At 70.0% G+C, this 24,370-nt stretch carries 23 protein-coding genes, 1 pseudogene and 1 riboswitch; of the genes and pseudogenes, 12 read left to right on the forward strand and 12 right to left on the reverse strand.

Features of this window, described 5'->3' with window-relative positions:
* Positions 1-190: 190 nt before the first annotated feature.
* Entirely contained in the window at positions 191-697 is a 507-nt protein-coding gene (locus ACZ3IC_RS30080; protein ID WP_467421275.1) for a flavin reductase family protein, read from the reverse strand.
* A gap of 414 nt (positions 698-1,111) precedes the next feature.
* On the opposite strand from ACZ3IC_RS30080, the gene cdgB reads away from it, so the two are divergent.
* Together cdgB and ACZ3IC_RS30090 are read left to right on the forward strand one after the other, a co-directional pair.
* Positions 1,112-2,755, forward strand: a complete 1,644-nt coding sequence (gene cdgB / locus ACZ3IC_RS30085) for a diguanylate cyclase CdgB (protein WP_467421276.1) — start codon at positions 1,112-1,114, stop codon at positions 2,753-2,755.
* A 152-nt stretch (positions 2,756-2,907) separates the two neighbouring features.
* Positions 2,908-3,867, forward strand: a complete 960-nt coding sequence (locus ACZ3IC_RS30090; protein WP_467421278.1) for a carbohydrate-binding protein — start codon at positions 2,908-2,910, stop codon at positions 3,865-3,867.
* Between the two features lie 82 nt (positions 3,868-3,949).
* Here ACZ3IC_RS30090 and ACZ3IC_RS30095 read toward each other — a convergent pair whose 3' ends face one another.
* The 4 genes from ACZ3IC_RS30095 to ACZ3IC_RS30110 all read right to left on the reverse strand — a co-directional run bounded on the left by ACZ3IC_RS30095 (position 3,950) and on the right by ACZ3IC_RS30110 (position 8,125).
* Positions 3,950-4,801: a class II fructose-bisphosphate aldolase gene (locus ACZ3IC_RS30095; protein WP_467421280.1), complete on the reverse strand. Its 852-nt coding sequence runs from the start codon at positions 4,799-4,801 to the stop codon at positions 3,950-3,952.
* Between the two features lie 98 nt (positions 4,802-4,899).
* A complete protein-coding gene (locus ACZ3IC_RS30100; RefSeq protein WP_467421283.1) occupies positions 4,900-5,868 on the reverse strand; it encodes a 1-phosphofructokinase family hexose kinase in 969 nt (322 codons plus the stop codon).
* A 170-nt stretch (positions 5,869-6,038) separates the two neighbouring features.
* On the reverse strand, positions 6,039-7,193 hold the full coding sequence (gene nagA, locus ACZ3IC_RS30105; RefSeq protein WP_467421285.1) for an N-acetylglucosamine-6-phosphate deacetylase: 1,155 nt from the start codon (positions 7,191-7,193) through the stop codon (positions 6,039-6,041).
* Positions 7,193-8,125, reverse strand: a complete 933-nt coding sequence (locus tag ACZ3IC_RS30110) for an ROK family protein (RefSeq protein ID WP_467421287.1) — start codon at positions 8,123-8,125, stop codon at positions 7,193-7,195. Before ACZ3IC_RS30110 ends, nagA begins: the two co-directional genes overlap by 1 nt.
* A gap of 275 nt (positions 8,126-8,400) precedes the next feature.
* Between ACZ3IC_RS30110 and ACZ3IC_RS30115 the strand changes: the two genes are divergently transcribed.
* Positions 8,401-8,682: a DUF3263 domain-containing protein gene (locus ACZ3IC_RS30115; protein WP_467421289.1), complete on the forward strand. Its 282-nt coding sequence runs from the start codon at positions 8,401-8,403 to the stop codon at positions 8,680-8,682.
* A gap of 13 nt (positions 8,683-8,695) precedes the next feature.
* Here the strand turns inward: ACZ3IC_RS30115 and ACZ3IC_RS30120 are convergent, their stop codons facing one another.
* Positions 8,696-9,463 carry a hypothetical protein gene (locus tag ACZ3IC_RS30120; protein ID WP_467421292.1) on the reverse strand — a complete coding sequence of 256 codons (768 nt, stop codon included), beginning with the start codon at positions 9,461-9,463 and terminating at the stop codon, positions 8,696-8,698.
* A 21-nt stretch (positions 9,464-9,484) separates the two neighbouring features.
* Positions 9,485-9,964, reverse strand: a complete 480-nt coding sequence (locus tag ACZ3IC_RS30125) for a hypothetical protein (protein WP_467421295.1) — start codon at positions 9,962-9,964, stop codon at positions 9,485-9,487.
* Between the two features lie 208 nt (positions 9,965-10,172).
* Between ACZ3IC_RS30125 and otsB the strand changes: the two genes are divergently transcribed.
* Positions 10,173-11,051, forward strand: a complete 879-nt coding sequence (otsB, locus tag ACZ3IC_RS30130) for a trehalose-phosphatase (RefSeq protein WP_467421297.1) — start codon at positions 10,173-10,175, stop codon at positions 11,049-11,051.
* A 39-nt stretch (positions 11,052-11,090) separates the two neighbouring features.
* Here the strand turns inward: otsB and ACZ3IC_RS30135 are convergent, their stop codons facing one another.
* Together ACZ3IC_RS30135 and ACZ3IC_RS30140 are read right to left on the reverse strand one after the other, a co-directional pair.
* Entirely contained in the window at positions 11,091-12,518 is a 1,428-nt protein-coding gene (locus tag ACZ3IC_RS30135) for an alpha,alpha-trehalose-phosphate synthase (UDP-forming) (RefSeq protein WP_467421299.1), read from the reverse strand.
* A gap of 44 nt (positions 12,519-12,562) precedes the next feature.
* Positions 12,563-13,513, reverse strand: coding sequence for a glucosyl-3-phosphoglycerate synthase (locus ACZ3IC_RS30140; protein WP_467421372.1), 951 nt, complete (start codon positions 13,511-13,513; stop codon positions 12,563-12,565).
* Between the two features lie 153 nt (positions 13,514-13,666).
* Positions 13,667-13,794, forward strand: a riboswitch (SAM riboswitch).
* An 18-nt stretch (positions 13,795-13,812) separates the two neighbouring features.
* Here ACZ3IC_RS30140 and thrC point away from each other — a divergent pair.
* From thrC to groL, 4 genes are all read left to right on the forward strand, one after another.
* Positions 13,813-15,114, forward strand: coding sequence for a threonine synthase (gene thrC, locus ACZ3IC_RS30145; RefSeq protein ID WP_467421301.1), 1,302 nt, complete (start codon positions 13,813-13,815; stop codon positions 15,112-15,114).
* Between the two features lie 30 nt (positions 15,115-15,144).
* Positions 15,145-15,423 (forward strand): MoaD/ThiS family protein, encoded by a 279-nt coding sequence (locus ACZ3IC_RS30150; protein WP_266730791.1) that lies wholly within the window; start codon positions 15,145-15,147, stop codon positions 15,421-15,423.
* A gap of 433 nt (positions 15,424-15,856) precedes the next feature.
* Positions 15,857-16,063, forward strand: coding sequence for a cold-shock protein (locus ACZ3IC_RS30155; protein WP_003967346.1), 207 nt, complete (start codon positions 15,857-15,859; stop codon positions 16,061-16,063).
* Positions 16,064-16,425: 362 nt separating this feature from the next.
* Positions 16,426-18,048, forward strand: coding sequence for a chaperonin GroEL (gene groL / locus ACZ3IC_RS30160; protein WP_467421305.1), 1,623 nt, complete (start codon positions 16,426-16,428; stop codon positions 18,046-18,048).
* Positions 18,049-18,211: 163 nt separating this feature from the next.
* Here the strand turns inward: groL and ACZ3IC_RS30165 are convergent, their stop codons facing one another.
* On the reverse strand, positions 18,212-19,453 hold the full coding sequence (locus tag ACZ3IC_RS30165; RefSeq protein WP_467421308.1) for a hypothetical protein: 1,242 nt from the start codon (positions 19,451-19,453) through the stop codon (positions 18,212-18,214).
* 564 nt (positions 19,454-20,017) lie between these two features.
* On the opposite strand from ACZ3IC_RS30165, the gene ACZ3IC_RS30170 reads away from it, so the two are divergent.
* On the forward strand, positions 20,018-20,533 hold the full coding sequence (locus tag ACZ3IC_RS30170) for a hypothetical protein (protein WP_467421311.1): 516 nt from the start codon (positions 20,018-20,020) through the stop codon (positions 20,531-20,533).
* 356 nt (positions 20,534-20,889) lie between these two features.
* On the opposite strand, the gene ACZ3IC_RS30175 is transcribed toward ACZ3IC_RS30170, so the two are convergent.
* The gene (locus tag ACZ3IC_RS30175) at positions 20,890-22,503 is read right to left on the reverse strand and encodes an adenosine deaminase family protein (protein WP_467421313.1); all 1,614 of its coding nucleotides are present in this window, start codon (positions 22,501-22,503) and stop codon (positions 20,890-20,892) included.
* Between the two features lie 376 nt (positions 22,504-22,879).
* Between ACZ3IC_RS30175 and ACZ3IC_RS30180 the strand changes: the two genes are divergently transcribed.
* On the forward strand, positions 22,880-23,131 hold the full coding sequence (locus tag ACZ3IC_RS30180) for a hypothetical protein (protein WP_467421374.1): 252 nt from the start codon (positions 22,880-22,882) through the stop codon (positions 23,129-23,131).
* Positions 23,121-23,354: a hypothetical protein gene (locus ACZ3IC_RS30185; RefSeq protein WP_467421316.1), complete on the forward strand. Its 234-nt coding sequence runs from the start codon at positions 23,121-23,123 to the stop codon at positions 23,352-23,354. Before ACZ3IC_RS30180 ends, ACZ3IC_RS30185 begins: the two co-directional genes overlap by 11 nt.
* A 24-nt stretch (positions 23,355-23,378) precedes the next feature.
* On the opposite strand, the pseudogene ACZ3IC_RS30190 reads toward ACZ3IC_RS30185, so the two are convergent.
* Positions 23,379-23,474, reverse strand: a pseudogene (locus ACZ3IC_RS30190) (transcriptional regulator); the annotation flags it as partial.
* Positions 23,475-23,623: 149 nt separating this feature from the next.
* On the opposite strand from ACZ3IC_RS30190, the gene ACZ3IC_RS30195 reads away from it, so the two are divergent.
* The gene (locus tag ACZ3IC_RS30195; protein ID WP_467421319.1) at positions 23,624-24,352 is read left to right on the forward strand and encodes an SDR family oxidoreductase; all 729 of its coding nucleotides are present in this window, start codon (positions 23,624-23,626) and stop codon (positions 24,350-24,352) included.
* Positions 24,353-24,370 lie beyond the last annotated feature (18 nt).

Here is a 24,370-nt window from a genome sequence, read left to right on the forward strand (position 1 = left end):
GCATGACCGCCGCCCCCGCACGACCGCCGCGCAGGACGACGGGCCGCCCCCCGCACGACCGCCGCGCAGGACGACGGGCCGCCCCCCGCACGACCGCCGCGCCCGCACTACGGCCGCGCGTGCGCCCGCACGGCGGACCGCCCCGCGCGACCGCCGCGCCTGTCGCGCCCGCGCGCCTTCCGACCCCCGTTCACCCCAGCTGCCGGTACCGCCCCCGGAAGTACGTCAGCGGCGCCCCGTCCACGCTCGGCAGGGCCGCGCTCAGTACCCGGCCGATCACCAGCGTGTGGTCGCCCGCCAGGACCCGCTGCTCGGTGCGGCACTCCAGCGTGGCCAGCGCGCCCCCGACCAGTGGTGCGCGGGTCATTTCTCCCCTCGTATAGGGGATGTCCTCGAACAGCAGCCGGTCGCTGATCCGGCCCCTCATCGCGAACCGTCCGGCGATGTGCCGCTGGCTCTCGGCCAGTACGGAGACCGCCCACAGCGGCTGCTCCGACAGCAAGTCATCCATCCGTGAGTCGTTGCGCAGGCTGACCATGACCAGGGGCGGGTCCAGCGACACCGACATGAAGGCGGTCGCCGTCATCCCGACATCCTCGCCGCGCCCGTTCTCGTCCAGCGGCGGCTCCTCGGCGGTGATCAGCACGACTCCGGCGGCCAGCCGGGCGAGGGCGCCTCGGAACTCATCGTTGCTCACCCCCTCAGCATGAGGGATGGGCTGGGTACGCGAGGTGGGGGACTCTGTCTGCAACACGTCGGGCACGCTAGCCGCGGACGGCGTGCCGTCGCATCGGGCCAGGGGACCAGCCTGGTCCTAGGACCCCCGGCCCAGAGAGGCGGCGGGCGGGTGCCGCAACGCCCGGATTCGCGTTCAAGAATCGGATTTGCGTTCAGGGTAAGGAGGGATCGAATCCGCACGGCGCTGTGACCCCGCTGTGACCCCTTCGCCATCTGCTGTGACTTGAGTCACAGAGTGCAATATTTGCTGACCCTGTGTACCGGCTGCGCAGCTCACTGTGATTCAGTGGCCGTGACACTGAAGTAAGTACGTCGATATGAAACCTGGAGTGCTGTCGAGGTCTTGGGGAGTGCGAGCAGGGGAGTGCGAGCAATGGAGGCCGAGTCGGAGCCGTACGTCCGTCTTGCGACGATGCGGCAGCTGCACCAGGCCGTGGCCGACCTCAATACGGCGCGGAGCCTGGCCGACACGCTGCAGACCGTCGCCGACGGAATCGTCGCCGGTCTCGGTTACGAGCTGGCCTGCGTGAACCTGGTCCGGCCCGACGGCGATCTCGTCGTCGCCGCCTTCGCGGGCAACAACGCCGCAGAAGCCCTGATCACCGGCCGTGTCGGCTCGCGCACTTCCTGGGAACGCAGGCTTTCGATGGGTGAGGCCTGGGACGAGCTCCGCTTCATCCCTCACACCGATGGCTGGATCCTCCTCGACGACGACGTACCGCAGTGGCACACCGAGGGCCCCGAACCCCGCTTCGAGGACGAATGGCACCCCCAGGACCGGCTCTACGCCCCGATGTACGCATCCGGCGGCGGCCTCGACCTCCTGGGCGTCATATCCGTCGACCGCCCGCGCAACGGCCGCCGCCCCGGCGCCTGGGGCCGTGAGGCCCTCCAGATGTACGCATCACAGGCGGCCATCGCGATCAGCAACGCCCGGCTGAGAGCGAACATGCAACGCGCCCTGGTCCGTCTGGAGCGCGAACAGCAGGCGCTGCGGGCCAGCGAGGAGTCCTTCCGGCAGGCCTTCGAGTACGCCCCCAGCGGCATGGCCATCGCCGAGATGGGCGGTGACCAGCACGGCCGGCTGCTGCGCACCAACGACGCCCTGTGCCGGCTGCTCGGCCGCCCCGCGTCCGTCCTGCGCCGCTACTCCTTCGCGGACCTCGTCCACCCCGAGGACATCGGCACCCTGCTGCGAACCTCCGCCGAGGGCGGCCGCGCCGAGCTGCGGCTCGGACGCCGGGACGGCACCTACCTCTGGGTTTCGCTGCGCAACTCCGTCGTCGCCGACACCGCGGACGGCCCGCGCTTCCTGCTCACCCATGTCGAGGACATAGAGGAGCGCAAGCGCCACGAGCTGCATCTCGCGCACCGCGCCTCGCACGACGCGCTCACGGGTCTGCCCAACAGTGCCGAGCTGCGCTCCCGGCTCAGCTCCCGGCTCTGCGAGCGCCCGGATGCGGTGGCCACCACCGCGGTCGAGGCGCTGGACGCGGCCTACGGCGACGTCGACGATCCGGACGCGCGGACGCACGGCTACGACGTGGATGCGACGCCCGACGGCCCGTACGACCACCATGTGCATTCCGTCGCACCCGACACCGAGCACGACGACGGGGCGAAGGGCCTTGCGGTCCTCTTCTGCGACCTCGACGGCTTCAAGTCCATCAACGACCGCTTCGGCCACCACACCGGTGACGCCGTACTGATCGAGGTCGCCCGCCGCCTCACCACCTGTGTCCGCGACGGTGACACCGTCGCCCGGCTCGGGGGTGACGAATTCGTCGTCCTCGCCGACGGGCTCGGGGCCGCAGATGCCGCCGACCTGGCCGTACGCCTCCGTAACGCCATCATTCCGCCCATTCGGGTCGACGGTCGGGCGGTACGCGTCGGGGCGAGTTTCGGCATCGGCTGGGCGGCGTGCGGCATGACCGTCGAAGAGGTACTGCGCTCCGCCGACCAGCGGATGTACGTGGAGAAGCGGTCCCGGGCGAAGGTTCACCGCAGGGCCGGCTGACGTTCACGACGGCGGTGTTCCCGCATCCCGTCGCGGTTCCAGGGTGTGTGACGGCAATTCTTGGTGCGGTCCGTTCGCGGTAGGCTCGGCCGGTCGGCCACGGCTGGCGAAATTCGGCGACGGCTGGCGACATGGTGAGGAGCGACCCAGGGATGACGGCCGGGAACAACGGCGCAAGCACACCCGAGGACGACGATCCGTTCGGCTACCTGTACGAGGACGGACAGGCAGCGGGCGCCCAGCCGCCACGGCAGGGCGGCTACGGCTACCCGGGTCCGGCGGCCCCGCAGCAGCCCGGTGTGCCCCGGACCTCGTACAACCAGGTGCGGACCGTCGGCGAGCGCCAGTACGGGCAGCAGGTGCCGCATCAGCAGCAGTACGGCCAGCCGAACGCGCAGTACGCCGCCCCGGAGACGTACCCCGGCGGCGCCGCCACCGCGCAGGCTCCGCAGCAGGGCGGCCGCGGTCGCACCGGCGGCCCCGGCAAGGGTGGCCCGAACACCAAGGGCCTGCTGATCGGTGCGGTCTCGGTGGTCCTGGTCGTGCTCATCGGCATCGGCGCCGCGCTCATCACGGACGACGACGACAAGAACGAGAAGAGGGAAGAGGCCACCTCCTCCGCCGGTCCCGGCGACCAGGTCGAGGAGTCTCCGAAGCCCAAGGAGTCCGCGAGCTCCGAGGCCCCGGCCGAGCTGCCGAAGCAGGACGCGGCGACGCTGAAGCTCGGCGGCACGGCCCAGCTGGACAACACGACCAAGGGTGCGAAGAGCGCCAACGGCCAGTACATCAACCTCAACGAGGTCGGCAGGTCGGCGACCTGGTCGGTCGAGGTGCCGAAGGCCGGTGAGTACACGCTGTTCGTGACGTACGGCGTGCCGGGCAGGGATGCCAAGACCTCGCTCACGGTCAATGCCGAGGCCCCCCGGTCGATCAACATGAATAACTACGCGCAGGCAGCCGATGGCGACCTGGAGAAGGGCTGGACGACCACGTTCGCCTGGATCCAGCTCGACAAGGGCTCGAACACGATCATGATCTCGTGCAACGCGGGCGACAAGTGCGACGCCAATCTGGACCAGCTGTCCCTGAAGGCCGGTCACGTCAAGCGTTGACCGCCTCCTGCGGACGCGCACCGGCCCCCTCGCCCTCGGGCGAGGGGGCCGGATTCTTTCCGTGTACGGGTGACGGGGCTGGTCAGCCCATCAGGGCCAGGAACCCGGCCACCGTCGCGGCCATCGCCTCGCGCCCCGGTGCGATGTACTTGCGCGGGTCCACCCCCGTGGCGTTCTCGGCCAGGTACGCCCGTACCGCGCCGGTGAACGCCGTGTTCAGCGCCGTACCCACGTTGATCTTGACCATGCCGGAGGAGGCGACGGCCCGGCGGATCTCGTCGTCCGGGACGCCGCTGGAGCCGTGCAGCACGAGCGGGACCGGGACCGCGTTGCGCAGCCGGCCGATCAGGTCGTGGTCCAGGGCGGCGGTGCGTTCGGTCATGGCGTGCGAGGAGCCGACCGCGACGGCCAGCGCGTCGACGCCGGTGTCGCGGACGTACGCGGCCGCCTCGGCCGGGTCGGTACGGACGCCGGGGGCGTGGGCGTCGAGCGGGGCCTCGCCCTCCTTGCCGCCGACCTTGCCGAGCTCGGCCTCGATCCAGATGCCGCGCTCATGCCCCCACGCCACCGCCTGGGCCGTGGCCCGCACGTTCTCGCCGTACGGGAGTTTGGAGGCGTCGAACATCACCGAGCCGAAGCCCTCCGTGTGTGCCTGGTGCAGCAGCTCCACGGACTCGACGTGGTCGAGGTGGAGTGCGAGGGGGGCGCCGGAGGCCCGGGCGACGGCGGCGGTCGCGGCGGCGATGGCGCAGAGCCGTCCGCCGCGGAACTTCACGGCGTTCTCGGAGATCTGCAGGATGGCAGGCGCTCCGGCGCGCTCCGCGCCGGCCGCGATGGCCTCCGCGTGCTCCAGCGTGATGACATTGAAGGCGGCGATCCCGCGCCCCTCGGCATGGGCGGCGGAGACGAGCTCACCGGTGCTGACGAGCGGCATGCTGACCCCTGTTGCTTCTCTGTGCTGAGCGGCCGGATTATCTGTGCTGAGCGGCCGGACCGGTCGGTGGAGCCGGACGAGCCGATACGGGTGGCGGCTCAGGCCGCCGCTGTGTGTTCCTCGATGCCGACGCGCGGCAGCAGCTCCTCGTACGCCGCGCGGTCGAAGTCGCCGGCCGTCGGGGAGAGCACGGTCGCCGTCGACAGAGCCACCGCCCGCCGCAGCCGGTCCGGCCAGCTCAGGCCCTCGACGAGGCCGGACAGCAGCCCGGCCACCGCGGAATCGCCCGCACCGGTCGGATTGCCCAGGACCTTGGCGGGCGGGGACGCCTGCCAGACGCCGTCGGGGGTGACCGCCAGCATGCCGTCCGGGCCCAGTGACGCGATGACCCCGTGCGCGCCGCGGCGGCGGGCGTCGTGGGTGGCGCGCAGCGGGTCGCGGGAGCCGGTGAGCCGGGCGAGCTCGTCGGCATTCGGCTTGATCAGCTCGGGGCGGGCGGCGATGCCGCGGCGCAGCGGTTCGCCGCTGGTGTCCAGGAGCACGGGGACGCCGGCGGTGCGGGCCAGGCGGACCAGTTCGGCGTAGGCGCCGACGTGGATGCCGGGCGGCAGGCTGCCGCAGAGGGCGACGGCGTCGGCCGCTGCGAGGAGTTCCTCGTAGCGGCCGAGGAGGGCGGTCCATTCATCGGCGGTGATGAGCGGGCCGGGTTCGTTGAGCTGGGTGGTGTTGCCGCTGGCCCGGTCGACGACGGCTATCGTGCGACGGGTGCTCCCGGCGACGGTGACGAGGGCGTCGGTGATCGGCGCAGTGGCATTCCCGCCCTCGGTGCCCGCTTCCCGCGGCGGGAGGTCGGCCAGCAGCTCGCGCAGTACGGCTCCGGTGGAGCCTCCGGCGAAACCGGTGACCACCGTTGCGTGGCCGAGGGCGGAGAGCACCCGGGCCACGTTGAGGCCCTTGCCGCCGGGTCGCTCGGACATGTCCCTGACGCGGTGGCTGGCGTGCGGGACGAGCTCCGGGACGCCGTACGTCAGGTCGAGTGCCGTATTCAGTGTGACCGTGAGGATCACCGCGGCCCCTCCCTCGATCCCTGCTCTGGAGCGCGAATCCTTGGGCGGAATGCGCTTTCTCTGCCTGTTTCCCAGGCGATCATGCCAAAGAGGCGGCGGTCGGCCCAGACCTCCGGATCAACCGCCGTCTCTTCGTTACGTATTCGACCCACCGTCAATAACGGGTCGAATCAGCCGATCTGAGGCTCAATGATCCATTCGCCCTTGCGCATGACTCCCTTGAGCGCGAAGTCCGCGTCCAGGACCACCAGGTCCGCGTCCTTGCCCGGGTCCAGCGAGCCGACCCTGTCGTACACGCCGAGCAGCCGTGCCGGGTTTGCGGAGATGGACCGCACGACATCGTCGACCGGGATCCTGTCGATGGTCACGGCCCGGTGGAACGCGGTGTCCAGGGTGAGCGTGGAGCCCGCGATCGAGCCGCCCTCGACCAGCCGCGCGACGCCGTCCTCGACCTCGACCGCGAGCGGGCCGAGCTGGTACCGGCCGTCGCCGAAGCCGGCCGCGTCCATGGCGTCGGTGATCAGCGCGACGCGGTGCGCGCCCGCGTGGTGGTAGGCCAGCTCCAGGGCGGCGGGGTGCAGATGCGTACCGTCGTTGATCAGCTCGACGGTGATCCGCTCGTCCTCCAGCAGGGCCGCGATCGGGCCGGGCGCTCGGTGGCCGAGGCCGGGCATCGCGTTGTAGAGGTGGGTGGCGACGGTGGCGCCCGCGTCGATCGCCTCGACGGTCTGCTCGTACGTCGCGTCGGTGTGCCCGATCGCGGCGATGACCCCGTGCTCGGCGAGCAGCCGCACCGACTCGATGCCGCCCGGGAGTTCGGTGGCGAGCGTGAACATCTTCGCGGTGCCGCGCGCCGCTTCCATCAGCTTGCGGACCTCGGCCGGGTCGGGGTGGCGCAGCAGGTCCTCGCTGTGCGCGCCCTTGCGGCACGGTGAGATGAACGGCCCCTCGAAGTGGATACCGGCCAGGTCGCCCTGCTCGACCAGCTCGGACAGGACACCGGCCCGCTGGGCGAGGAAGTCCATCTCGCCGGTGACCGTGGAGGCGACCAGCGTGGTGGTGCCGTGCTCGCGGTGGGTGCGGATGCCGGTGAGGACCTCGTCCGCGGTGCCGGAGGTGAAGGACGCGCCGCCGCCGCCGTGGTTGTGCATGTCGACGAAACCGGGGACCACCCAGTGGCCGCTCAGGTCGACGGTCCGGGTGCCCCGGGCCGCGCTTCCGGCGATCCGGGTGCCCTCGACGATCACCCGGCCGTCCTCGACGGTTCCGGTGGGAAGCACCACCCGGGCACCTGCGAGAACTGTGCTGTCTGCGCGTCCGGCCATCAGGCGGATACCTCCGTGGAGAGAAGATCCCAGGCGAGCAGGCCTGCGCCCAGGCATCCGGCGGTGTCCCCGAGGGCCGCCGGGACGATGTGGGGCAGCTTCTGGAACGTGACGCGTTCCTCGACGGCCGCACGGAGTGGTGTGAACAAGGTTTCCCCGGCCTCGGCGAGCCCGCCACCGATGATGAGCGTGCGGGGGTCGAGAAGCGTCAGCGCGGTGACCAGACCGGCGGCGAGCGCGTCGACGGCGTTCCGCCAGACTTCCACCGCCGCGGGGTCGCCCGACTCGACGGCCTTCGCGCAGTCCGCGGCGTCCGCCGTCGGGTCGCCGGACGCGGCGGCCCAGGCCCGGGTCACCGCGGAGGCGGACGCCAGGGTCTCCAGGCAGCCGCGCTGGCCGCAGCCGCAGTCGGGGCCGTCCGGCCGGACCACGATGTGGCCGATCTCGCCCGCGTACCCGTGTGCGCCGGACTCGATGGTGCCCGCGATGCCGATGGCCCCGGCGATCCCGGTGCCCAGCGGTACGAAGAGGAAGCGGTCGGCGTCCTTGCCCGCGCCGATCCGGCCCTCGGCAAGCCCGCCGGTGCGCACATCGTGGCCGAGCGCGACGGGGACACCGCCGAGCCGCTCGCCCAGCAGTTCCCGCATGGGTACGTCGCGCCAGCCCAGGTTCGAGGCGTAGACCGCGATCCCGTTCTCGGCGTCGACGATGCCGGGCACGGCGACACCGGCCGCGAGGGCGCTTTCGCCGAGGTGCTCCTCGCCGTACGCCCGCAGGTCCGAGGCGAAGGCGAGGATCGACTCCACGACGGCGTCGGGGCCGCGCTCTCTGCCGGTCGCCCGCCGCGCCTCGTGCAGCAGGGCGCCGTCGGCCCCGACCAGTGCGGCCTTCATTCCGGTGCCGCCCACATCGAGGGCGATGACGTGTTTCACGGGAAACAGTTTCGCCCGGGGAACCCAAAAGGTCTAGTCCACTATTCGGTTTGTTGCGCATCCATACAAAATCGCGGCGGCGGCACCGCCGCAGTGGGCCCGAGCAGCGGGCTCAGGGCGAACGGATCACGCAGTGCGAGAGGTTGCGCGGGTGGTCCGGCAGGTCCGGCCATGCAGGTCCGGCCATGTCGGGGAAGGCCGTGCGGGACGCGTCGGCGGCGGAGGGCGCCGAGCAACGGGTGGCGGCCCTCCGGCCGGGCGATATGTTGGCTGATATGACCGCCCCCCCGAATGGCCCCGACATGGACGCCCCCGTCGGCCCCGGCGACACGGACGGCCTCTCCGACAGGGAACGCGCCGTGCTCGCCGTCGAGCGGAAACCGTGGGCCGGGCCCGGGGCGAAGGAGCGCGCGATCCGCGAACAGCTCGGCATCTCGCCCACGCGCTACTACCAGCTGCTGAACACGCTGCTCGACGACCGGCGCGCGCTGGAGGAGGACCCGGTGACGGTGAACCGCCTGCGCCGGATCAGGGATGCGAGGCGGGGACGCCGCTGAAACCGGCAACCGCTCAGCCGGACACGGTGATCACGACGGGTTCCGCGGTGCCGGTGACGCGTAGTGCCTCGACGAAGACCTCCGTGGTCCAGGCTGCCGCGTCCAGGGACCACACCGGCACCCGGCAGCGGAAGGCCAGGGCCCGGCGCATCCCTTCGGCCTGCATTGCGCCGGTGAGCGGCAGGGCCAGGCCCGGGAGGTCCACGTCGACGGTTTCCGGCTCGACGGTCATACATCCGTAGGTGCATGCCAGCGCCTCGTCGCGAACGCGCCCGGCGCGGTCGGCCAGCTCCGCTTCGCGACCGGACACGGTCACGGTGATCTCCTTGACCGCACCCGGATCAGCCAGCTCGTACCAACCGGCGGAGTACAGGAGGGCGACGGCGGGGTCCGGCGCCAGGTGCACGGGCGCGACGGTGTGCATGCCGGTGACACGGACATCGCCCACCTGTCGCAGTACGTCGCCAAGGACCGTCGCCACGGGCAGTACGGGCAGTCGCTGCCGGTTCAGGCAGGAGGACACGTCCACCTGGAGCCAGCCGATCTCCCGTACGCGCCCGTCCTGCGTCCAGTCCTCCCCCGCGTCGTTGTGCCCCCACCGGCTCCCCCCGAGCTCCATGCCGGCTCCCAGAAGGGTGCTGCTCCACCCGTAGACCTCGGCCCGGTTCACCGCCAGGCCGAAGACATCGGTGTCGGGCTCCGAGGTGCCCTCGGGCGATGCGAGCCAGGGATGCCGGGTGAGGATTCCGTGCACGCCCATGAGCAGAGTGGAGTCCCGCACCGCATCATCCATCGTTTCCCCCTACACGCCCGCGCCGCAGTTGAAGGTCATCGTGGCAGTGACGGCCTTCTCCGGGGAGTCGGCCTCGCCGATGATGTCCACGTCGATCAAACTCCGCCACTGCGTCTTCTTCCTGCCCTCGCACGCCTTACGGGCGTTGGCCCGGTGTGTGCTGCTGGCCTTGCCCTTGGTCGGCTTCACCTTCTTCGACCCGCTGGCCACGGACTTCCACTTGCCGTGTTCGTCCTTCGCCTGCAGCCAGATGGTCACCTTGGCCTTCTCACCCGGCCTGCCTCCCTTCACCCGCACCCACCAGCCGTGTCCGGATGCCGTCGCCGGGGGCGTACTGGAGACGTGGACGTGGTCGCCATTGGTGTAGAAGCCGCCGACGTCCGCCGTGTGCGAGGTTGTCGGTGCGGCGGGCCGGGCTTGAGCGGTGGCCGGGGAAGCACCCGCAAGGAGAGCCGTCATCACCGTGAAAAGGACAAGAGACGTGCGCATCAGGGCTGCTGCTGGTGGGGGTGGGGGACCGGCGCCCTGATCGTTGTCCGCACTCCACGGGTTTATACATCGATATGGGATGGTCTATCCGTTCGATGTTTCACGCTCGCGCGGTAGCCGCCCGCTGTGTGTCCGCCGCACCACGGACGCCGCCCGCATGCCACGTCGGCCATGGCTGTGCCCGGCGGTACGCCTATAGGCTCGGCCCATGGGCAGCAACCCGCACGTACCCGCGCCGGGCGAGACCCCGTCCGAGCTCCCGACCCCCGCCACCCGACCCGGCCGAGAAGCCCTCGCCGCGATCCTCGCGCGCCCGGACCGTGCCGTCATCGCGCTCGATTTCGACGGGACCCTCGCCGACATCGTCCCGGACCCGGAACAGGCCCGCGCCCACCCCGGCGCCGTCGACGCGCTCGTCGCGCTCGCCCCGAAAGTGGCCTCCATCGCCGTGATCACCGGTCGGCCGGCCGGCGTCGCGGTCCGGCACGGCGGCTTCGTCGGAGTGCCGGGGCTGGACCACCTCGTCGTCCTCGGTCACTACGGCGCCGAACGCTGGGACGCCGTCTCCGGCACGGTCCACACCCCCGCCCCGCACCCCGGCGTCGCCGCGGTCCGCGCCGAACTCCCGGGCGTGCTCGACCGGTTCGATTCGTGGCACGGCACCTGGATCGAGGAGAAGGGCCAGGCGCTCGCCGTCCACACCCGCCGCGCCGCCGACCCGCAGGCCGCGTTCGAGGCCCTGCGCGGCCCCCTCGGCGAGCTCGCCGCCCGGCACGGGCTGATCGTCGAACCGGGCCGCCTGGTCCTGGAGTTGCGTCCGCCGGGCACGGACAAGGGCGTGGCGCTCGCACAGTACGTACGGGAGAGGGACGCCGAGTCCGTCCTGTACGCGGGCGACGACCTGGGCGACCTCGCCGCGTACGCCGCCGTGGAGAAGCTCCGCACCGAGGGCCCCGACGGCATTCCCGGCCTGCTGGTCTGCAGCGGCAGCGCGGAAGTGCCCGAGTTGGCCGAACGGGCCGATCTGCTGCTGAACGGCCCGGGAGCCGTCGTCGACTTCCTGGCGGCCCTGGCGCGACAGCTCTAGTGCCGCGACGGGGCAAAGCTTGCCGGGAGGGGCACGGGCTCACCCCCGCCGCAGCGCGTCCAACTGGTCCAGGAACCACTGCTGCGGCGGCAGCGCCACCGCCGCCGCGGCCAGCCGTTCCGTGCGCGCGGCCCGTTCGTCGTCCGCCATCGTGAGCGCCTCGTGCAGCGCCGCCGCCGTCGCGGACACGTCGTACGGGTTCACCACGATCGCGTCGCTGCCCAGTTCCTCGTACGCCCCGGCCTCCCGCGACAGCACCAGCGCGCAGCCGTGGTCGGAGACGACCGGAACCTCCTTGGCGACCAGGTTCATGCCGTCGCGGATCGGGTTGACGAGCGCCACGTCGGCCAGCCGGTACGCGGCGAGCGAGCGGGCGAAGTCGTCCTTGACGTGGAGCACGACCGGCGTCCAGCCCGCCGTGCCGTACACGGCGTTGATCTCGTCGGCGACCCGCTGCACCTCGGTCGTGTAGTCGCGGTACACCGCCAGGTCCTGCCGCGAGGGGTACGCGAAGGCGACATGGACGACGCGCTCACGCCATTCCGGCCGCTCTTCGAGGAGCGCGCGGTACGCGAACAGGCCGCGCACGATGTTCTTGGACAGTTCCGTCCGGTCCACTCGTACGATCGTCCTCCGCCCGGGGCCGATCTGCTCCCGCAGCGCCGCCATCCGCTCGTCCACATCCGCCTCGTGCGCGCGCCGGCGCAGGAAGTCCGCGTCCGCCCCGAGCCCGTGCACCCCGATCCTGGTCCGGCCGGTGCCGCCCACGATCTCCGTGCAGCAGCCGATGAAGGCGTCCGCCCAGCGTCGGGTCAGGAAGGCTGCCCGGTCCGCGCCCAGGATGCCGTGCAGCAACTGTTCGGCGATGTCGTCGGGGAGCAGGCGGAAGTAGTCGACGGGCGCCCACGGGGTGTGCGAGAAGTGGCCGATCCGCAGGTCGGGGCGGAGCTCGCGGAGCATGCCGGGCACCAGCGCCAGGTGGTAGTCCTGCACCAGCACCGCCGCGCCCCGGCCCGCCTCCTCGGCGAGCGCCTCGGCGAAGGCCCGGTTGTATGTCTCGAAGGACGCCCACTGCCGCCGGAACTCCGCGTCGAAGACCGGCTCCAGCGGGGTCTGGTACAGCAGGTGGTGGACGAACCAGAGCACCGAATTCGCGATGCCGTTGTACGCGTCCGCGTGCACGGCCGCGTCGATGTCGAGCATCCGTACGCCCTGCTCACCCACCCCGCGCCGGATCGCCTCACGGTCCCCGTCACCGAGCGCGGCGCACACCCACAGCTTGTCCTTGACGGCGCTCAGTCCGGAGACGAGCCCGCCGCCGCCCCGCTTCGCTTCGAGCGATCCGTCCGTCTCCAGGGTGTACGACACCGGGCCGCGGTTCGACGCGACGAGGACCTCGGCAGCGGACTGGTCAGGGGGCCGGGCGTCGGAGTGGGCGTCGGACTGGGCTTCGTGCTCGGAGACCATGTTGCGGAATCTAGCCCGATCACGAACCGCCCAAACGTGCGAAGTCAGGCCGCGCGGCGCGAAGCGTACTCCTCGATCTCGCGCATCGGAGGACGCTCCTCGGTGTCCACCGCATGGGTGCGCGGTACGAAGCCGTCCTCGCCGCGCTCGAACTGGGTGAGCGAGGGCCGTACCAAGTGGCCTCGGGACAGGCGGAGCTGAGCGGTCCGGTAGATCGCCGCCGCCATCCTGCCGAGCGCCTGCCCGTCCTGGTGGCGGTGTTTGCGCACCCCCACGTCGACCTGGGCCAGCGCGTCCAGACCCACCGTATGCAGCGCGTCGACCAGGAGGCCCAGTTCCACTCCGTATCCGACGGGGAAGGGCAGCCGTTCGAGCAGGGAGCGGCGCACCGCGTACTCGCCGCCCAGCGGCTGGACGAAACCGGCCAGTTGCGGCCAGTGCAGATTGAGCAGCGGACGGGCCACCAGCTCGGTGACGCGACCGCCCTGAGCTGCGGTTTCACCGAACGGGCGGTCATACATCGCCTTCACGAACCGCACGTCCGGGTCGGTCAGCAGCGGGCCGACGATGCCGGAGACGAAGTCCGCCGAGAAGTCCTTCAGGTCGGCGTCGATGAAGCAGACGATGTCACCGCCGGTCACCAGGAGCGACCGCCACAGCACCTCGCCCTTGCCGGGCACGGCGGGCATCCGCGGGAGTATCTCGTCCCGGTGCACCACCCGGGCGCCGGCCTCCCGCGCCACTTTCGCGGTGGCGTCCGTGGAACCGGAATCGATCACCACGAGTTCGTCGACCAGCTGGACCTTCTCCATCAGCTCGCGCCTGATCGTCGCGACGATCTCGCCGACCGTCGCCTCCTCATTCAGCGCGGGCAGTACGACGCTCACGCTCCCGCGCCGCGGGTCCTTGGCCTTGGCGGCCAGGAGGCGGTCCAGCGGGCGGTCGGCGGCTGACCAGGAACGCCTGGCCAGCCAGCGTTCGACCTCTTCCAGCACGGTCGATACTCCCTGTATGTGATCCATCTCGCGGTTCGGACGACTATCTCAACAGTCCGGTGCTTCGGTTACAGTCTTGAACAACGCGGACGGCCATCGCATGTCGGGGTCCGTCCGCTGATAAATGCCTGGATCGGTGATCCAGTGCCACAGCGCTCATCCAGAGGGACTGAGGGAACGGCCCGTTGAAGTCCCGGCAACCCTCCTGCCGACCGCGAGGTCACGGTGGGGAAGGTGCCAATTCCGTCTTGTGACGAAACGCGTCGCAAGGAAGATGAGGAGAAAGGGCCTCCGCCATCATGGCCGTGCAGACCGTTGCAGTAAGCACCAATTCTCCCGCCGAAGCTGTCGACCTCGGTCCCGCCGCGGCGCTTTCCTGCCGCGAGTGCGGCGAGCGTTTCGAACTCGGTCCCATTTTCGCCTGTGCGTCCTGTTTCGGGCCGCTCGAAGTGGCGTACGAGCTGCCGAGCGGCTCCCCGGACGAGCTGAAGAAGCGCATCGAGGCCGGACCCGACAACATCTGGCGTTACGCGCCGCTGCTGCCGGTCCCCGCCGATGTCGCGGACAAGCCCAACATCAACCCCGGCTTCACCAAGCTGGTCAAGGCCGACAACCTCGCCCGCGAACTGGGCGTCACCGGCGGCCTGTACGTCAAGGACGACTCCGGCAACCCGACGCACTCCTTCAAGGACCGTGTCGTCGCCATCGCTGTCGAGGCCGCCCGCGCCTTCGGCTTCACCACCCTCTCCTGCTCCTCCACCGGCAACCTCGCCGGTGCGGTGGGCGCGGCCGCTGCCCGCGCCGGCTTCCGCTCCTGCGTGTTCATCCCGCACGACCTGGAGCAGGGCAAGGTCGTCATGGCCGCGGTGTACGGCGGTGAACTGGTCGGCATCGAGGGCAACTACGACGACGTCAACCGCTTCTGCTCGGAGCTCATCGGCGACCCGCTCGGCGAGGGCTGGGGCTTCGTCAACGTCAATCTGCGCCCGTACTACGGCGAGGGCTCCAAGACCCTGGCGTACGAGATCTGCGAGCAGCTCGGCTGGCAGCTGCCCGACCAGATCGTCATCCCGATCGCGTCCGGCTCGCAGCTCACGAAGATCGACAAGGGCCTCCAGGAGCTGATCAAGCTCGGCCTCGTCGAGGACAAGCCGTACAAGATCTTCGGCGCCCAGGCCGAGGGCTGCTCCCCGGTCTCCACCGCCTTCAAGGCCGGTCTCGATGTCGTACGGCCCCAGAAGCCGAACACCATCGCCAAGTCGCTGGCGATCGGCAACCCGGCCGACGGCCCGTATGTCCTGGACATCGCCCGCCGCACCGGCGGGGCGGTCGAGGACGTCGACGACGAGCAGGTCGTCGACGCGATCAAGCTGCTGGCGCGTACCGAGGGCATCTTCGCGGAGACGGCCGGCGGGGTGACGGTCGGCGTGACGAAGAAGCTGATCGAGGCCGGTCTGCTCGACCCGGCGCTGACCACCGTCATCCTCAACACCGGTGACGGCCTCAAGACCCTGGACGCGGTGGCCGCCACCTCGCAGGCGACCGCGACGATCCGCCCGAGCCTGGACGCGTTCCGCGCCGCCGGCCTCGCTGCCTGCTGACCACCCGAGACCGAAGGAAGGCACACCATCATGAGCGTCAAGGTCCGCATCCCCACCATCCTCCGCACCTACACGGGCGGCCAGGCCGAGGTCCCGGCCGAGGGCTCGACGCTCTCCCAGGTCATCGAGTCCCTGGAGCGGAATCACCCGGGCATCGCCGCCCGTGTCCTGGACGACCAGGGCAAGTTGCGCCGGTTCGTGAACGTGTACGTCAACGACGACGACGTGCGCTTCGAGGGCGGCCTGGAGACGGCGACGCCGGACGGCGCCGGCATCTCGATCATCCCGGCCGTCGCGGGCGGCTGCTGACCCCGGCGCCGACCGCCGGTCGACTTCACGGCGATATCGGAATCGCCCCCTCTGCGAGAGAAGCGGAGGGGGCGATTCTGCAGGGTTGAGCGCGGTACAGTGTGGGAAGTCCCCCCAGCTGCCCGTGCCGCCCGCATATGAGAATGCGCCCGGCCGCGACAAGAAGCAGCCAAAGTGTTCGATCACCTTGCGCCATAAGTCACCTTTGCCCGGCCCGACTTGTCCTGGAATCTTATGAATTCCTCCTGTTCGGGCGTTCGGTGCTGCCCAGAATTCTCGTCCGATGGACCTGTTGCAGAGGGCAGTTGGGCAGATACATTCGGCCGCGGTCGACGCGTTCCGGCGCACGCACCCTCTCCTGTCGGAGGGTGAGTTCTGACCCGGGTCCGCGAAGTGCGGTCCTGTGCAAGGGCCAGTAATAGGGGAGTTAGGCATGGCTCAGGGCACCGTCAAGTGGTTCAACGCGGAGAAGGGGTACGGCTTCATCGCGGTCGACGGTGGTGCGGATGTTTTCGTCCACTACAGCGCGATCCAGATGGACGGGTACCGCACCCTCGAAGAGGGTCAGCGAGTTGAATTCGAGATCTCGCAGGGCCAGAAGGGGCCGCAGGCGGACATGGTCAAGCTCGCCGTCGGCTGAGCTCGACGCGGTCGGCCAACGACACCACTCACGCACGGAGGGCCCGTACCCCTGAGGTACGGGCCCTCCGCGCGTCCGCGTCCACAGCCACCCGTGAGTGGCTGTCACCGTCCACATCCCGGGGGGACGCTTGCGCCCGACCGCCACCCCTCGGCGAGCCTTCTTCGAAGGCGCTTGCACTCTAGGGGGTCGAGTGCTAATCATTGGCGTTAGCACTCTCCAGGTGAGAGTGACAGAACTTGGACCGGGCCGGTGAGGCCCGCAGGTCCGGTGGGGCAAGGAACCACCGGTCAGGCAGGCCGTCCGTCGCGGGCGCCACTCGGTCCGGAGAAATCCACCCCTGTCCGGGAGGACCACTTCACATGGCCAAGATCATCGCGTTCGACGAGGAGGCCCGGCGCGGTCTCGAGCGCGGCATGAACCAGCTCGCCGACGCCGTCAAGGTCACCCTTGGCCCCAAGGGTCGCAACGTCGTCCTTGAGAAGAAGTGGGGCGCCCCCACGATCACCAACGATGGTGTTTCCATCGCCAAGGAGATCGAGCTGGAGGACCCGTTCGAGAAGATCGGTGCGGAGCTGGTCAAGGAGGTCGCCAAGAAGACGGACGACGTCGCCGGCGACGGTACGACCACCGCCACCGTTCTCGCTCAGGCTCTCGTCCGCGAGGGCCTTCGCAACGTCGCCGCGGGTGCCAACCCGATGGCCCTCAAGCGGGGCATCGAGAAGGCCGTCGAGGCCGTCTCCGCCGCTCTTCTGGAGCAGGCCAAGGACGTGGAGACCAAGGAGCAGATCGCTTCGACCGCCTCCATCTCCGCCGCCGACACCCAGATCGGCGAGCTCATCGCCGAGGCCATGGACAAGGTCGGCAAGGAAGGCGTCATCACCGTCGAGGAGTCCCAGACCTTCGGTCTGGAGCTGGAGCTCACCGAGGGTATGCGCTTCGACAAGGGCTACATCTCGGCGTACTTCGCCACCGACATGGAGCGCATGGAGTCGTCCCTCGACGACCCGTACATCCTGATCGTGAACTCCAAGGTCAGCAACGTGAAGGACCTCCTTCCGCTGCTGGAGAAGGTCATGCAGTCCGGCAAGCCGCTGCTGATCATCGCCGAGGACGTCGAGGGCGAGGCCCTGTCGACCCTGGTCGTCAACAAGATCCGTGGCACCTTCAAGTCCGTTGCTGTCAAGGCCCCGGGCTTCGGTGACCGCCGCAAGGCCATGCTCGGCGACATCGCCATCCTCACCGGTGGCACCGTCATCTCCGAGGAGGTCGGCCTCAAGCTGGAGAACGCCGGTCTCGACCTGCTCGGCCGCGCCCGCAAGGTCGTCATCACCAAGGACGAGACCACGATCGTCGACGGTGCCGGTGACAGCGACCAGGTTCAGGGTCGCGTCAACCAGATCCGTGCCGAGATCGAGAACTCCGACTCGGACTACGACCGCGAGAAGCTCCAGGAGCGCCTCGCGAAGCTGGCCGGCGGCGTGGCCGTCATCAAGGCCGGTGCCGCGACCGAGGTCGAGCTCAAGGAGCGCAAGCACCGCATCGAGGACGCGGTGCGCAACGCCAAGGCCGCCGTCGAGGAGGGCATCGTCGCCGGTGGTGGCGTGGCTCTGCTCCAGGCCTCGGCCGTCTTCGAGAAGCTGGAGCTCTCGGGTGACGAGGCGACCGGCGCCAACGCCGTCAAGCTGGCGCTGGAGGCCCCGCTCAAGCAGATCGCCGTCAACGGTGGTCTCGAGGGTGGCGTCGTCGTCGAGAAGGTGCGCAACCTGGCCGTCGGCCACGGTCTGAACGCCGCGACCGGCGAGTACGTCGACATGATCGCCGAGGGCATTCTCGACCCGGCGAAGGTCACGCGCTCCGCCCTGCAGAACGCCGCGTCCATTGCCGCGCTGTTCCTCACCACCGAGGCCGTCATCGCCGACAAGCCGGAGAAGGCCGCTGCGGCCGCTCCGGGCGGCATGCCGGGCGGTGACATGGACTTCTGATCCTGACGGATCGGTAGTTCCTGTACAGCTTTGCCGCACCGGCCCCCGGGGATTCGTCCCCGGGGGCCGGTGCTGTTCGTGAGGTCATGGCGGTGGACGCACCCACGATGCCCGCCGGAGCACCGTGAGCGCGTGATATCCCGCCCTGTGGATACCCCGGTCGCTACGGAAGCCGGTCGAGGAGCCAGGTGCAGAGCTCCTCCGTCACGAGGGTGTGGCCCTCGTTGCGGGACGCGAGCTTGAACTCGTCGAGCCCGCCGGAATTCGGCGGGAGCGAGGAGATGTTCTTGTACAGCTCCTCGTCCGTGTCCAGATCGCCGACGTCGACCGCGCTGACGGCCGGCACGAAGCAGTGTGGGCGGATCCGTACGTCGGTCTTGAACCCGAGGGCGGGCTTGAGGGCGTTGAGCCCGTCGGCGAGGATGCCGAACCCTTCCAGCGAACCACCGGGTGCGCCGCTGATCGACGGGAGTCCGGACGTACGCACCTCGTTGGTCTTCAGTGTCACCACCCGCAGCTTGGCGACGAGTTCGTTGTCGCCCGGGGCCTGGGTGTAGAGCTTGGTGCCCATGACCGACAGGCCCTTGCCCTCCAGGGCCAGTTCGCCCGCCCGGACATCGGTGCCGACGCCGTCGGCCGTGCCGTTGGCGACACCGATCAGCCTCGGCCGGCGCGGCCATTGGCCGATGGCCTCCATCTCCGCGAGGAACGCGGCGCGCTCGTCGCTCCGGTCCGGCGTCCCGTCCCACTTCTCGATGTGCCGCCACAGCAGTTCCCGCGCGGCCGGGCTGTTGATCTGCTCGGAGAGCCGGCTGTCGAGGTCCTTGATGTAGTGCGCGAACGCCTGGAGCGCGATCGGGATCCAGGCGCCGCGGTGCGGGCTGTCGTACGAGAAGTAGAGAGAGGTCTGGTGGTCGATGCGCCGGCTCTCCATCTTGGCCAGCGCGTGCCGGGTGACGAGCCCGCCCATGCTGAACCCGCCGACGGCCAGCGGCGTGTCGCCCTGCCGCTCCATGATGGCTTGCTGGATCGCGGCCTGCGCGGTCCGGGAGTTGTCCAGAATCGACGCACTGCGCTCATGGAAGCCGAGAAGGATGACGTCGTGTCCGCGGCGGCGCAGTTCGCTGATGAGCGCGTAGTCGCCGAACTCCATGATTTCCCAGGAGAAGTCGAGGCTGCTCGGCCCGGTGTTGAATCCGTCCGCGAAGATCACGGGCCGTACGAGGCCCGGATTCCCCTCGCCGAGATACACCCAGGCGGTGCCGCCCGGCAGGTCCCACACGGTGCTGGGCGGCAGCGGGAGGGCGCCGTGCTTCTCGGCGTCCAGGCGGGGGCCGGGGGCCAGGGTGATGGGGGGCCTGCTGCGAAGCTCCGAGACGATTTGCTCGTGGGTCGGTTCGGACATGGTTCGTTCCCCTTTGGGATGGTTCGTTACAACGAGTGCCAAGATGAGCACATGTGGTAGCGATCCGGTGGGGGAAGCGGGATCAAATCACTCCCAGGTGCGAGCGGGTTTCGGACATCCCGTGATCACGGGCGCCGGGCGGGGTGGATGGCCGATCCGCTCGGATCGTGGGGTCATCGCGGCCCGGACCTCGCTCATGCGACCGCGTACACCGGCGGCCGGGACGGTTCCGGCCGGTCCGGCGGATGCGTCGACGGGGTTGCCCCGGCACGGTCCGCACCGGCCGCCGATCAGGGCCTCCGCGCTGCCGGGGGCGCGGCAGTCGCCGCACTCCAGGGTGCGCAGTGCCGTTCGCTGCGGTGCCGGAGTGGCCCGTTCGGGTGGTGGGGGGCGCGCGAATGATGCGAGTGCGCCGTACGCGATGCGGGCGCGCCGCTGCCGTTGGAGTGGAAAGTCGGGTCGGAGGCCTCGGGAGCGTGCGAACGACCGCACGAATTTGTGAGCTTGATGCTGCGGGCCGCCGGCCCGTCTCCCAGTGTTTCTCTCTCTCGTACGAGGAGTCCCGTGCGTATCCGTTCGATTCTTTCTCTCGCTGCGTCCGCCGTCGCCGTCGCGGCGCTGGCCACCCCTGCCCAGGCCGCCACCCCTGCCCCGGCCGCCGACGCCGCCCAGGCCACCGACGTCGGCTACGCCGCCGACGGCATCTACTTCATCCGTGATGTGCGCACCGGCTCGTGTCTGGCGGGTGGCGAAGGCCCGCTGGGCGGCCACATCGAGCCCTGCAACTCCGACACCGTGTGGGAGGTCCGCAACCAGGGCCACGGCCTGTCCCAGATCGTTGAGACGAGTGGGGAGTACCGCTGCCTGGCGCTCTCGCCGCTCATGATCTACCCGCCGGCTGTGTGGGTGGACCAGTGCGGCCAGTCGCCCGACCAGTGGACGATCCAGGGGCCGGCCACCGAGGTGCCGGTCACCATCGTCCTCGGCCGGGGCGAGCTCGGCTCCCTGACCACCGAGGGCAACCGTGCGGTCGTCAGCCACGAAGGCGGCCCCCAGTGGATCCTGGAGCGGCTCGCCTAGGACGCGTAGGACCTGTAGGGATTGCGGCCTGTCAGGGCTGTTGGGTCTGTTGGGCCTGCTCGACCGATCACGCAGCCGCCCCGTGCCGGGAACATCCTTCCCGGCACGGGCGGTTTTCTCAGTCGCGGCAGGGACCGATGGCAGCGCTCCCGTCGTGCACGGTGATCGCCTGGGCCGGGCAGGTGCCCGCAGCGTCCAGGGCCCGTTCAACCGACTCGTTCATCCGACTCGTTCATCCGACTCGATCCCGTCCACCCGCACCCGGCGTGCTCACCGTCCAGCGCGAACGCGCCCGGGGCGACCCCGGCGCACATGCCCGACGCCTCAAGCCCCGGGCCCGCGAGTGTGTGGTGAGGTTACCGGTGACGGCGCTCGAAGGTGGCGAAGGCCGTCTCCTGGCGCCACTGCGTCGCCGCCTTCGGGCTGTCGGCGAGGTAGCGGGCGCAACGGGCGCTCGGGTGGTCGGTGCCCGGCCGGTTGCCCGAGCAGGCGGCGACCAGATGGTAGCCGGAGGGTGCGGAGCCGGTGGCCCACAGGCTCCGGCCGTCGCGGAACGCGTACTCCAGCGAGGCGCGGGCCAGGTCCTTCAGCTCGGTGTAGCCGAGGCTGTACGTCTTGGCGGCGTACTGGAACTCGTGGCTGATGTCGATCCGCGAGACCCCCGGGTCGTCGGTGGACAGGACCACCGGGACGCCGTAGCGGCGGTAGGTGTTGAACGGGTGGTCGTCGCCTGCGATGCCGAGGATCTGCTTGTTGCTGGAGAACGGAACCTCGACCGCCACCTTGCGCTGCGCCATCGTCCGGGCGAGCTGCTGCCAGTCGTCCTCGTGGACCAGGTCCACGCCGTGTCCGATGCGTTCGGCTCCGGCGACGAGTACGGCTTCGCGGATGTGGAAGGTCAGGTCCTCGGGCTTGACCAGGCCGGGGGCCAGTTCACCGGAGTGCAGGGTGAGGTGGGCGCCCGGGTACTGGCCGCGCAGATAGTTCAGCATCCGCATCTGGAGGCTGTAGTTGGCCAGCGAGCTGTCCCAGTCCTCGGGCTGTACGAGGTTGACCGCGACGAACCTCGGGTCGCGCTCAGCCAGTCGCATGCCGACCGCGATCTGGGTGAACACCCGTGCCGGGGTGCTGCCCCGGGACACCTGGGAGATCCACCTGACGGGAAGTCGGCAGCCCGGGTCGGGGCGTGCGGTGTCGCAGTGTGCGGCCGCCCGGAACTGGGCATCGGCGTCGTCGGCCTCCTTGACCGCCTCGTCCACGACCTTGTCGAGCTGCCCGTCGGCCAGGAGCTTGCGGTGGAACGCGGCCAGGTCGGCGTCGTAACCCACGGCTTCGGCAAGCTTCCTGGCACTGTCCGAGGCCGGGGTGACCAGGGTCTCCAGATAGAACTGGTTCTGCTCGACCACGGTGTTGGCCACGTTGGCAAGGAGCTTGCCGCGGTCCCAGGTCGCCATGCCGAACTTGTTGAACGTGTCGAAGAAGTGGTCGTGCCCGGACTGATCGGCCGGGAAGTCCTGCATGGACCACGCCCGGATGATCTCCTGCTGGAAGGCGGCGTCGGTCCGCGCGTCGGCGGCGGGCCGCTTGCCCGGTCCGCACGGCGGTGCGACAGCCGTCATCGTTGCGTCGATGCACAGCCCCTTCTCGCCCGCGAGCTTGATCAGGAACTCGGTCGTGGCCGCGCCGGAGAGGTGGTTGTGGAGGTCGCCCCCCTTGGGCAGCGCTTTGAAGAACGCCTTCAGCTTCTCGGGCCTGCCCTGCAACGAGTCGAGGTACCCGGCGGTCCTGCGCTCGGCCGCGGTCACCACGCGGGGCGACGCGTGCGCGGCGGTGCGCGGTGAGGCGTCGTTCGCGGGTGCGGGTGCGGCGGCGGCCGGAATCGCCGGGAGCAGGGTCAGCACGGTGAGTGCGCCGAGTCCGGCCGGGAACAGGGACTTGGGACGGTGAGTCGTCCGGTTCGATGAGATCACTGCCGAATGATCGCGTTCGGGGAGGGAATTCATCCCTGAAACCGCATCTATGGCCGGAAACGACCACCCGATCGAGTGCGAGAACGGCCACGCCTGGTGGCGGGCCGCCCGCGGCTGCTAGGGCCTATGCGTTCTTGAGGTCCGCGATGAATGACGCCCAGGCGCCGACCCGGAAGCACGAGCGTCGGGCCCTTGGTGACCTTGGTTCCGCGCCGAGCAGGGCGCGTGGAGAGGAGGAGGGGGCGAGATTCTTGGGGCCCGGCATGGCAACTCCCTGTGACACACGTGCGGTTGTTGGTTCTGCGCCTCTTCCAGGCTAGCTGCGCTTTGGACACGCTGGGTATGCATTGTCATTACTCAGCGTGGAAAGGGATGGATCATGACGACGATGGAACGGCGCAGGGCGGCAGAGGGCAGAGTGCGGGCGGCGGAGGACGCGGTGTCGCGACTGAAGGAGGGGTTCTCCGGGGTCGGGATCACGCTGCCTTCGCTGCGGATCGACCCGGTGTCGTGCGCGGGGGACGAACCGGCGTCGCCGCTGGTCGACCTTGGCCGATGCAACCTCGACACGGCGTTGCGGCTGAGTGTGGTGCTGGAGGCGCAGGGGGCGGCCGGTCATGAAGAGTGAGGGGCTTGAGCCGTGTGCGCCGGAGCCCGGGGCGTTCGCGGTGGACACCCGGGACGGGCGGGTGGGGCGCGTGATGGGGCATGTCGGTCCGTACGTACAGCTGCGGGCGCCGGGTGGTGGGGCGGAGTGGGACTGTCCGCCGGAGTTGGTGCGCGCGGCTCCGCTCGGGGAAGTGCTGCGGGCCCAGGTCAGGGAGGTCAACCGGAAGGGACGGTTGCCGTGAAGGCGTCCGGGCGTCGAGCGGTCAGTCGTGCGCTGATGTCGGCCGACGCGCGGGAACAGGGTTCTCGACCGACGTGAGCGCGACGCAGCAATGCGGGGCCCACTCGACGCCGCCGGACATCTTTACTCGGGCACTGCCGCCAGACGCATGTGACTCGGACGGCACATGTCCAAGCTCTCGGATAGAAAGTGTCCGGGCCGGGGGGAGGCTCTTATATCGGGGCATATGGCATATTGCGGACCTGTCTACCTGTCTACGAAGGGCATGTCATGAAGTTCGCGGTCATCGGCGGTACCGGGCTGATCGGGTCGCAGGTCGTCAACAAGCTGAACGCCGCCGGGCACGAGGCGGTGCCGCACTCGCCGTCCACCGGAACCGACGTCATCAGCGGCGAGGGACTGGACGAGGCGGTGGCGGGGGCCGACGTCATCGTCAACGTGACGAACTCCCCGACCTTCGACGAAGCCTCTCTGGTCTTCTTCCGGACCTCGATGGACAACCTTCTGGCCGCGGGCCGGAAGGCCGGCGTCCGTCACTTCGTCCTTCTCTCGATCGTCGGCGTGGACCAGGTGCCGGAACTGGACTACTACCGGGCAAAGGCGCTCCAGGAGAACATGCTCGCGGCCGGACCGATCCCCTACTCGATTGTCCGCGCGACGCAGTTCATGGAGTTCATCGACGCGATCATGTCCTGGACCACCGACGGCGAAACCGTCCGACTGCCCGCCACACCGGTGCAGCCGATCGCCGCCAACGACGTGGCCGAGGCGGTGGCGGAAGTCGCCGCGGGCACCCCGCTGGGAGGCATTCGCAACGTCGCCGGCCCCGAGATCTTCCCCCTGGACGAGCTGGGCAGGATCACCCTGGCCCACAAGTCCGACGGCCGCACCGTCGTCACCGACCCCACCGCCAACATGTTCGCCGCCGTCAAGGGTGACGTCCTCACCGACGAGAACGCCCACCTCGCCCCCACCCGCTACGCCGACTGGCTCTCCTGAACCACTCGCGCCTTCCCC

It is taken from the genome of Streptomyces sp. NPDC002958 (assembly GCF_055563255.1).

What these genes read in the sequence shown, in the direction of transcription:
- cdgB (WP_467421276.1), top strand. Translation starts at nt 1,112, where the DNA reads ATGGAGGCCGAGTCGGAGCCGTACGTCCGTCTTGCGACGATGCGGCAG.
- ACZ3IC_RS30090 (WP_467421278.1), top strand. Translation starts at nt 2,908, where the DNA reads ATGACGGCCGGGAACAACGGCGCAAGCACACCCGAGGACGACGATCCG.
- ACZ3IC_RS30095 (WP_467421280.1), bottom strand. Translation starts at nt 4,801, where the DNA reads ATGCCGCTCGTCAGCACCGGTGAGCTCGTCTCCGCCGCCCATGCCGAG.
- nagA (WP_467421285.1), bottom strand. Translation starts at nt 7,193, where the DNA reads ATGGCCGGACGCGCAGACAGCACAGTTCTCGCAGGTGCCCGGGTGGTG.
- ACZ3IC_RS30115 (WP_467421289.1), top strand. Translation starts at nt 8,401, where the DNA reads ATGACCGCCCCCCCGAATGGCCCCGACATGGACGCCCCCGTCGGCCCC.
- ACZ3IC_RS30125 (WP_467421295.1), bottom strand. Translation starts at nt 9,964, where the DNA reads ATGCGCACGTCTCTTGTCCTTTTCACGGTGATGACGGCTCTCCTTGCG.
- otsB (WP_467421297.1), top strand. Translation starts at nt 10,173, where the DNA reads ATGGGCAGCAACCCGCACGTACCCGCGCCGGGCGAGACCCCGTCCGAG.
- ACZ3IC_RS30135 (WP_467421299.1), bottom strand. Translation starts at nt 12,518, where the DNA reads ATGGTCTCCGAGCACGAAGCCCAGTCCGACGCCCACTCCGACGCCCGG.
- thrC (WP_467421301.1), top strand. Translation starts at nt 13,813, where the DNA reads ATGGCCGTGCAGACCGTTGCAGTAAGCACCAATTCTCCCGCCGAAGCT.
- ACZ3IC_RS30150 (WP_266730791.1), top strand. Translation starts at nt 15,145, where the DNA reads ATGAGCGTCAAGGTCCGCATCCCCACCATCCTCCGCACCTACACGGGC.
- ACZ3IC_RS30155 (WP_003967346.1), top strand. Translation starts at nt 15,857, where the DNA reads ATGGCTCAGGGCACCGTCAAGTGGTTCAACGCGGAGAAGGGGTACGGC.
- groL (WP_467421305.1), top strand. Translation starts at nt 16,426, where the DNA reads ATGGCCAAGATCATCGCGTTCGACGAGGAGGCCCGGCGCGGTCTCGAG.
- ACZ3IC_RS30165 (WP_467421308.1), bottom strand. Translation starts at nt 19,453, where the DNA reads ATGTCCGAACCGACCCACGAGCAAATCGTCTCGGAGCTTCGCAGCAGG.
- ACZ3IC_RS30185 (WP_467421316.1), top strand. Translation starts at nt 23,121, where the DNA reads ATGAAGAGTGAGGGGCTTGAGCCGTGTGCGCCGGAGCCCGGGGCGTTC.
- ACZ3IC_RS30195 (WP_467421319.1), top strand. Translation starts at nt 23,624, where the DNA reads ATGAAGTTCGCGGTCATCGGCGGTACCGGGCTGATCGGGTCGCAGGTC.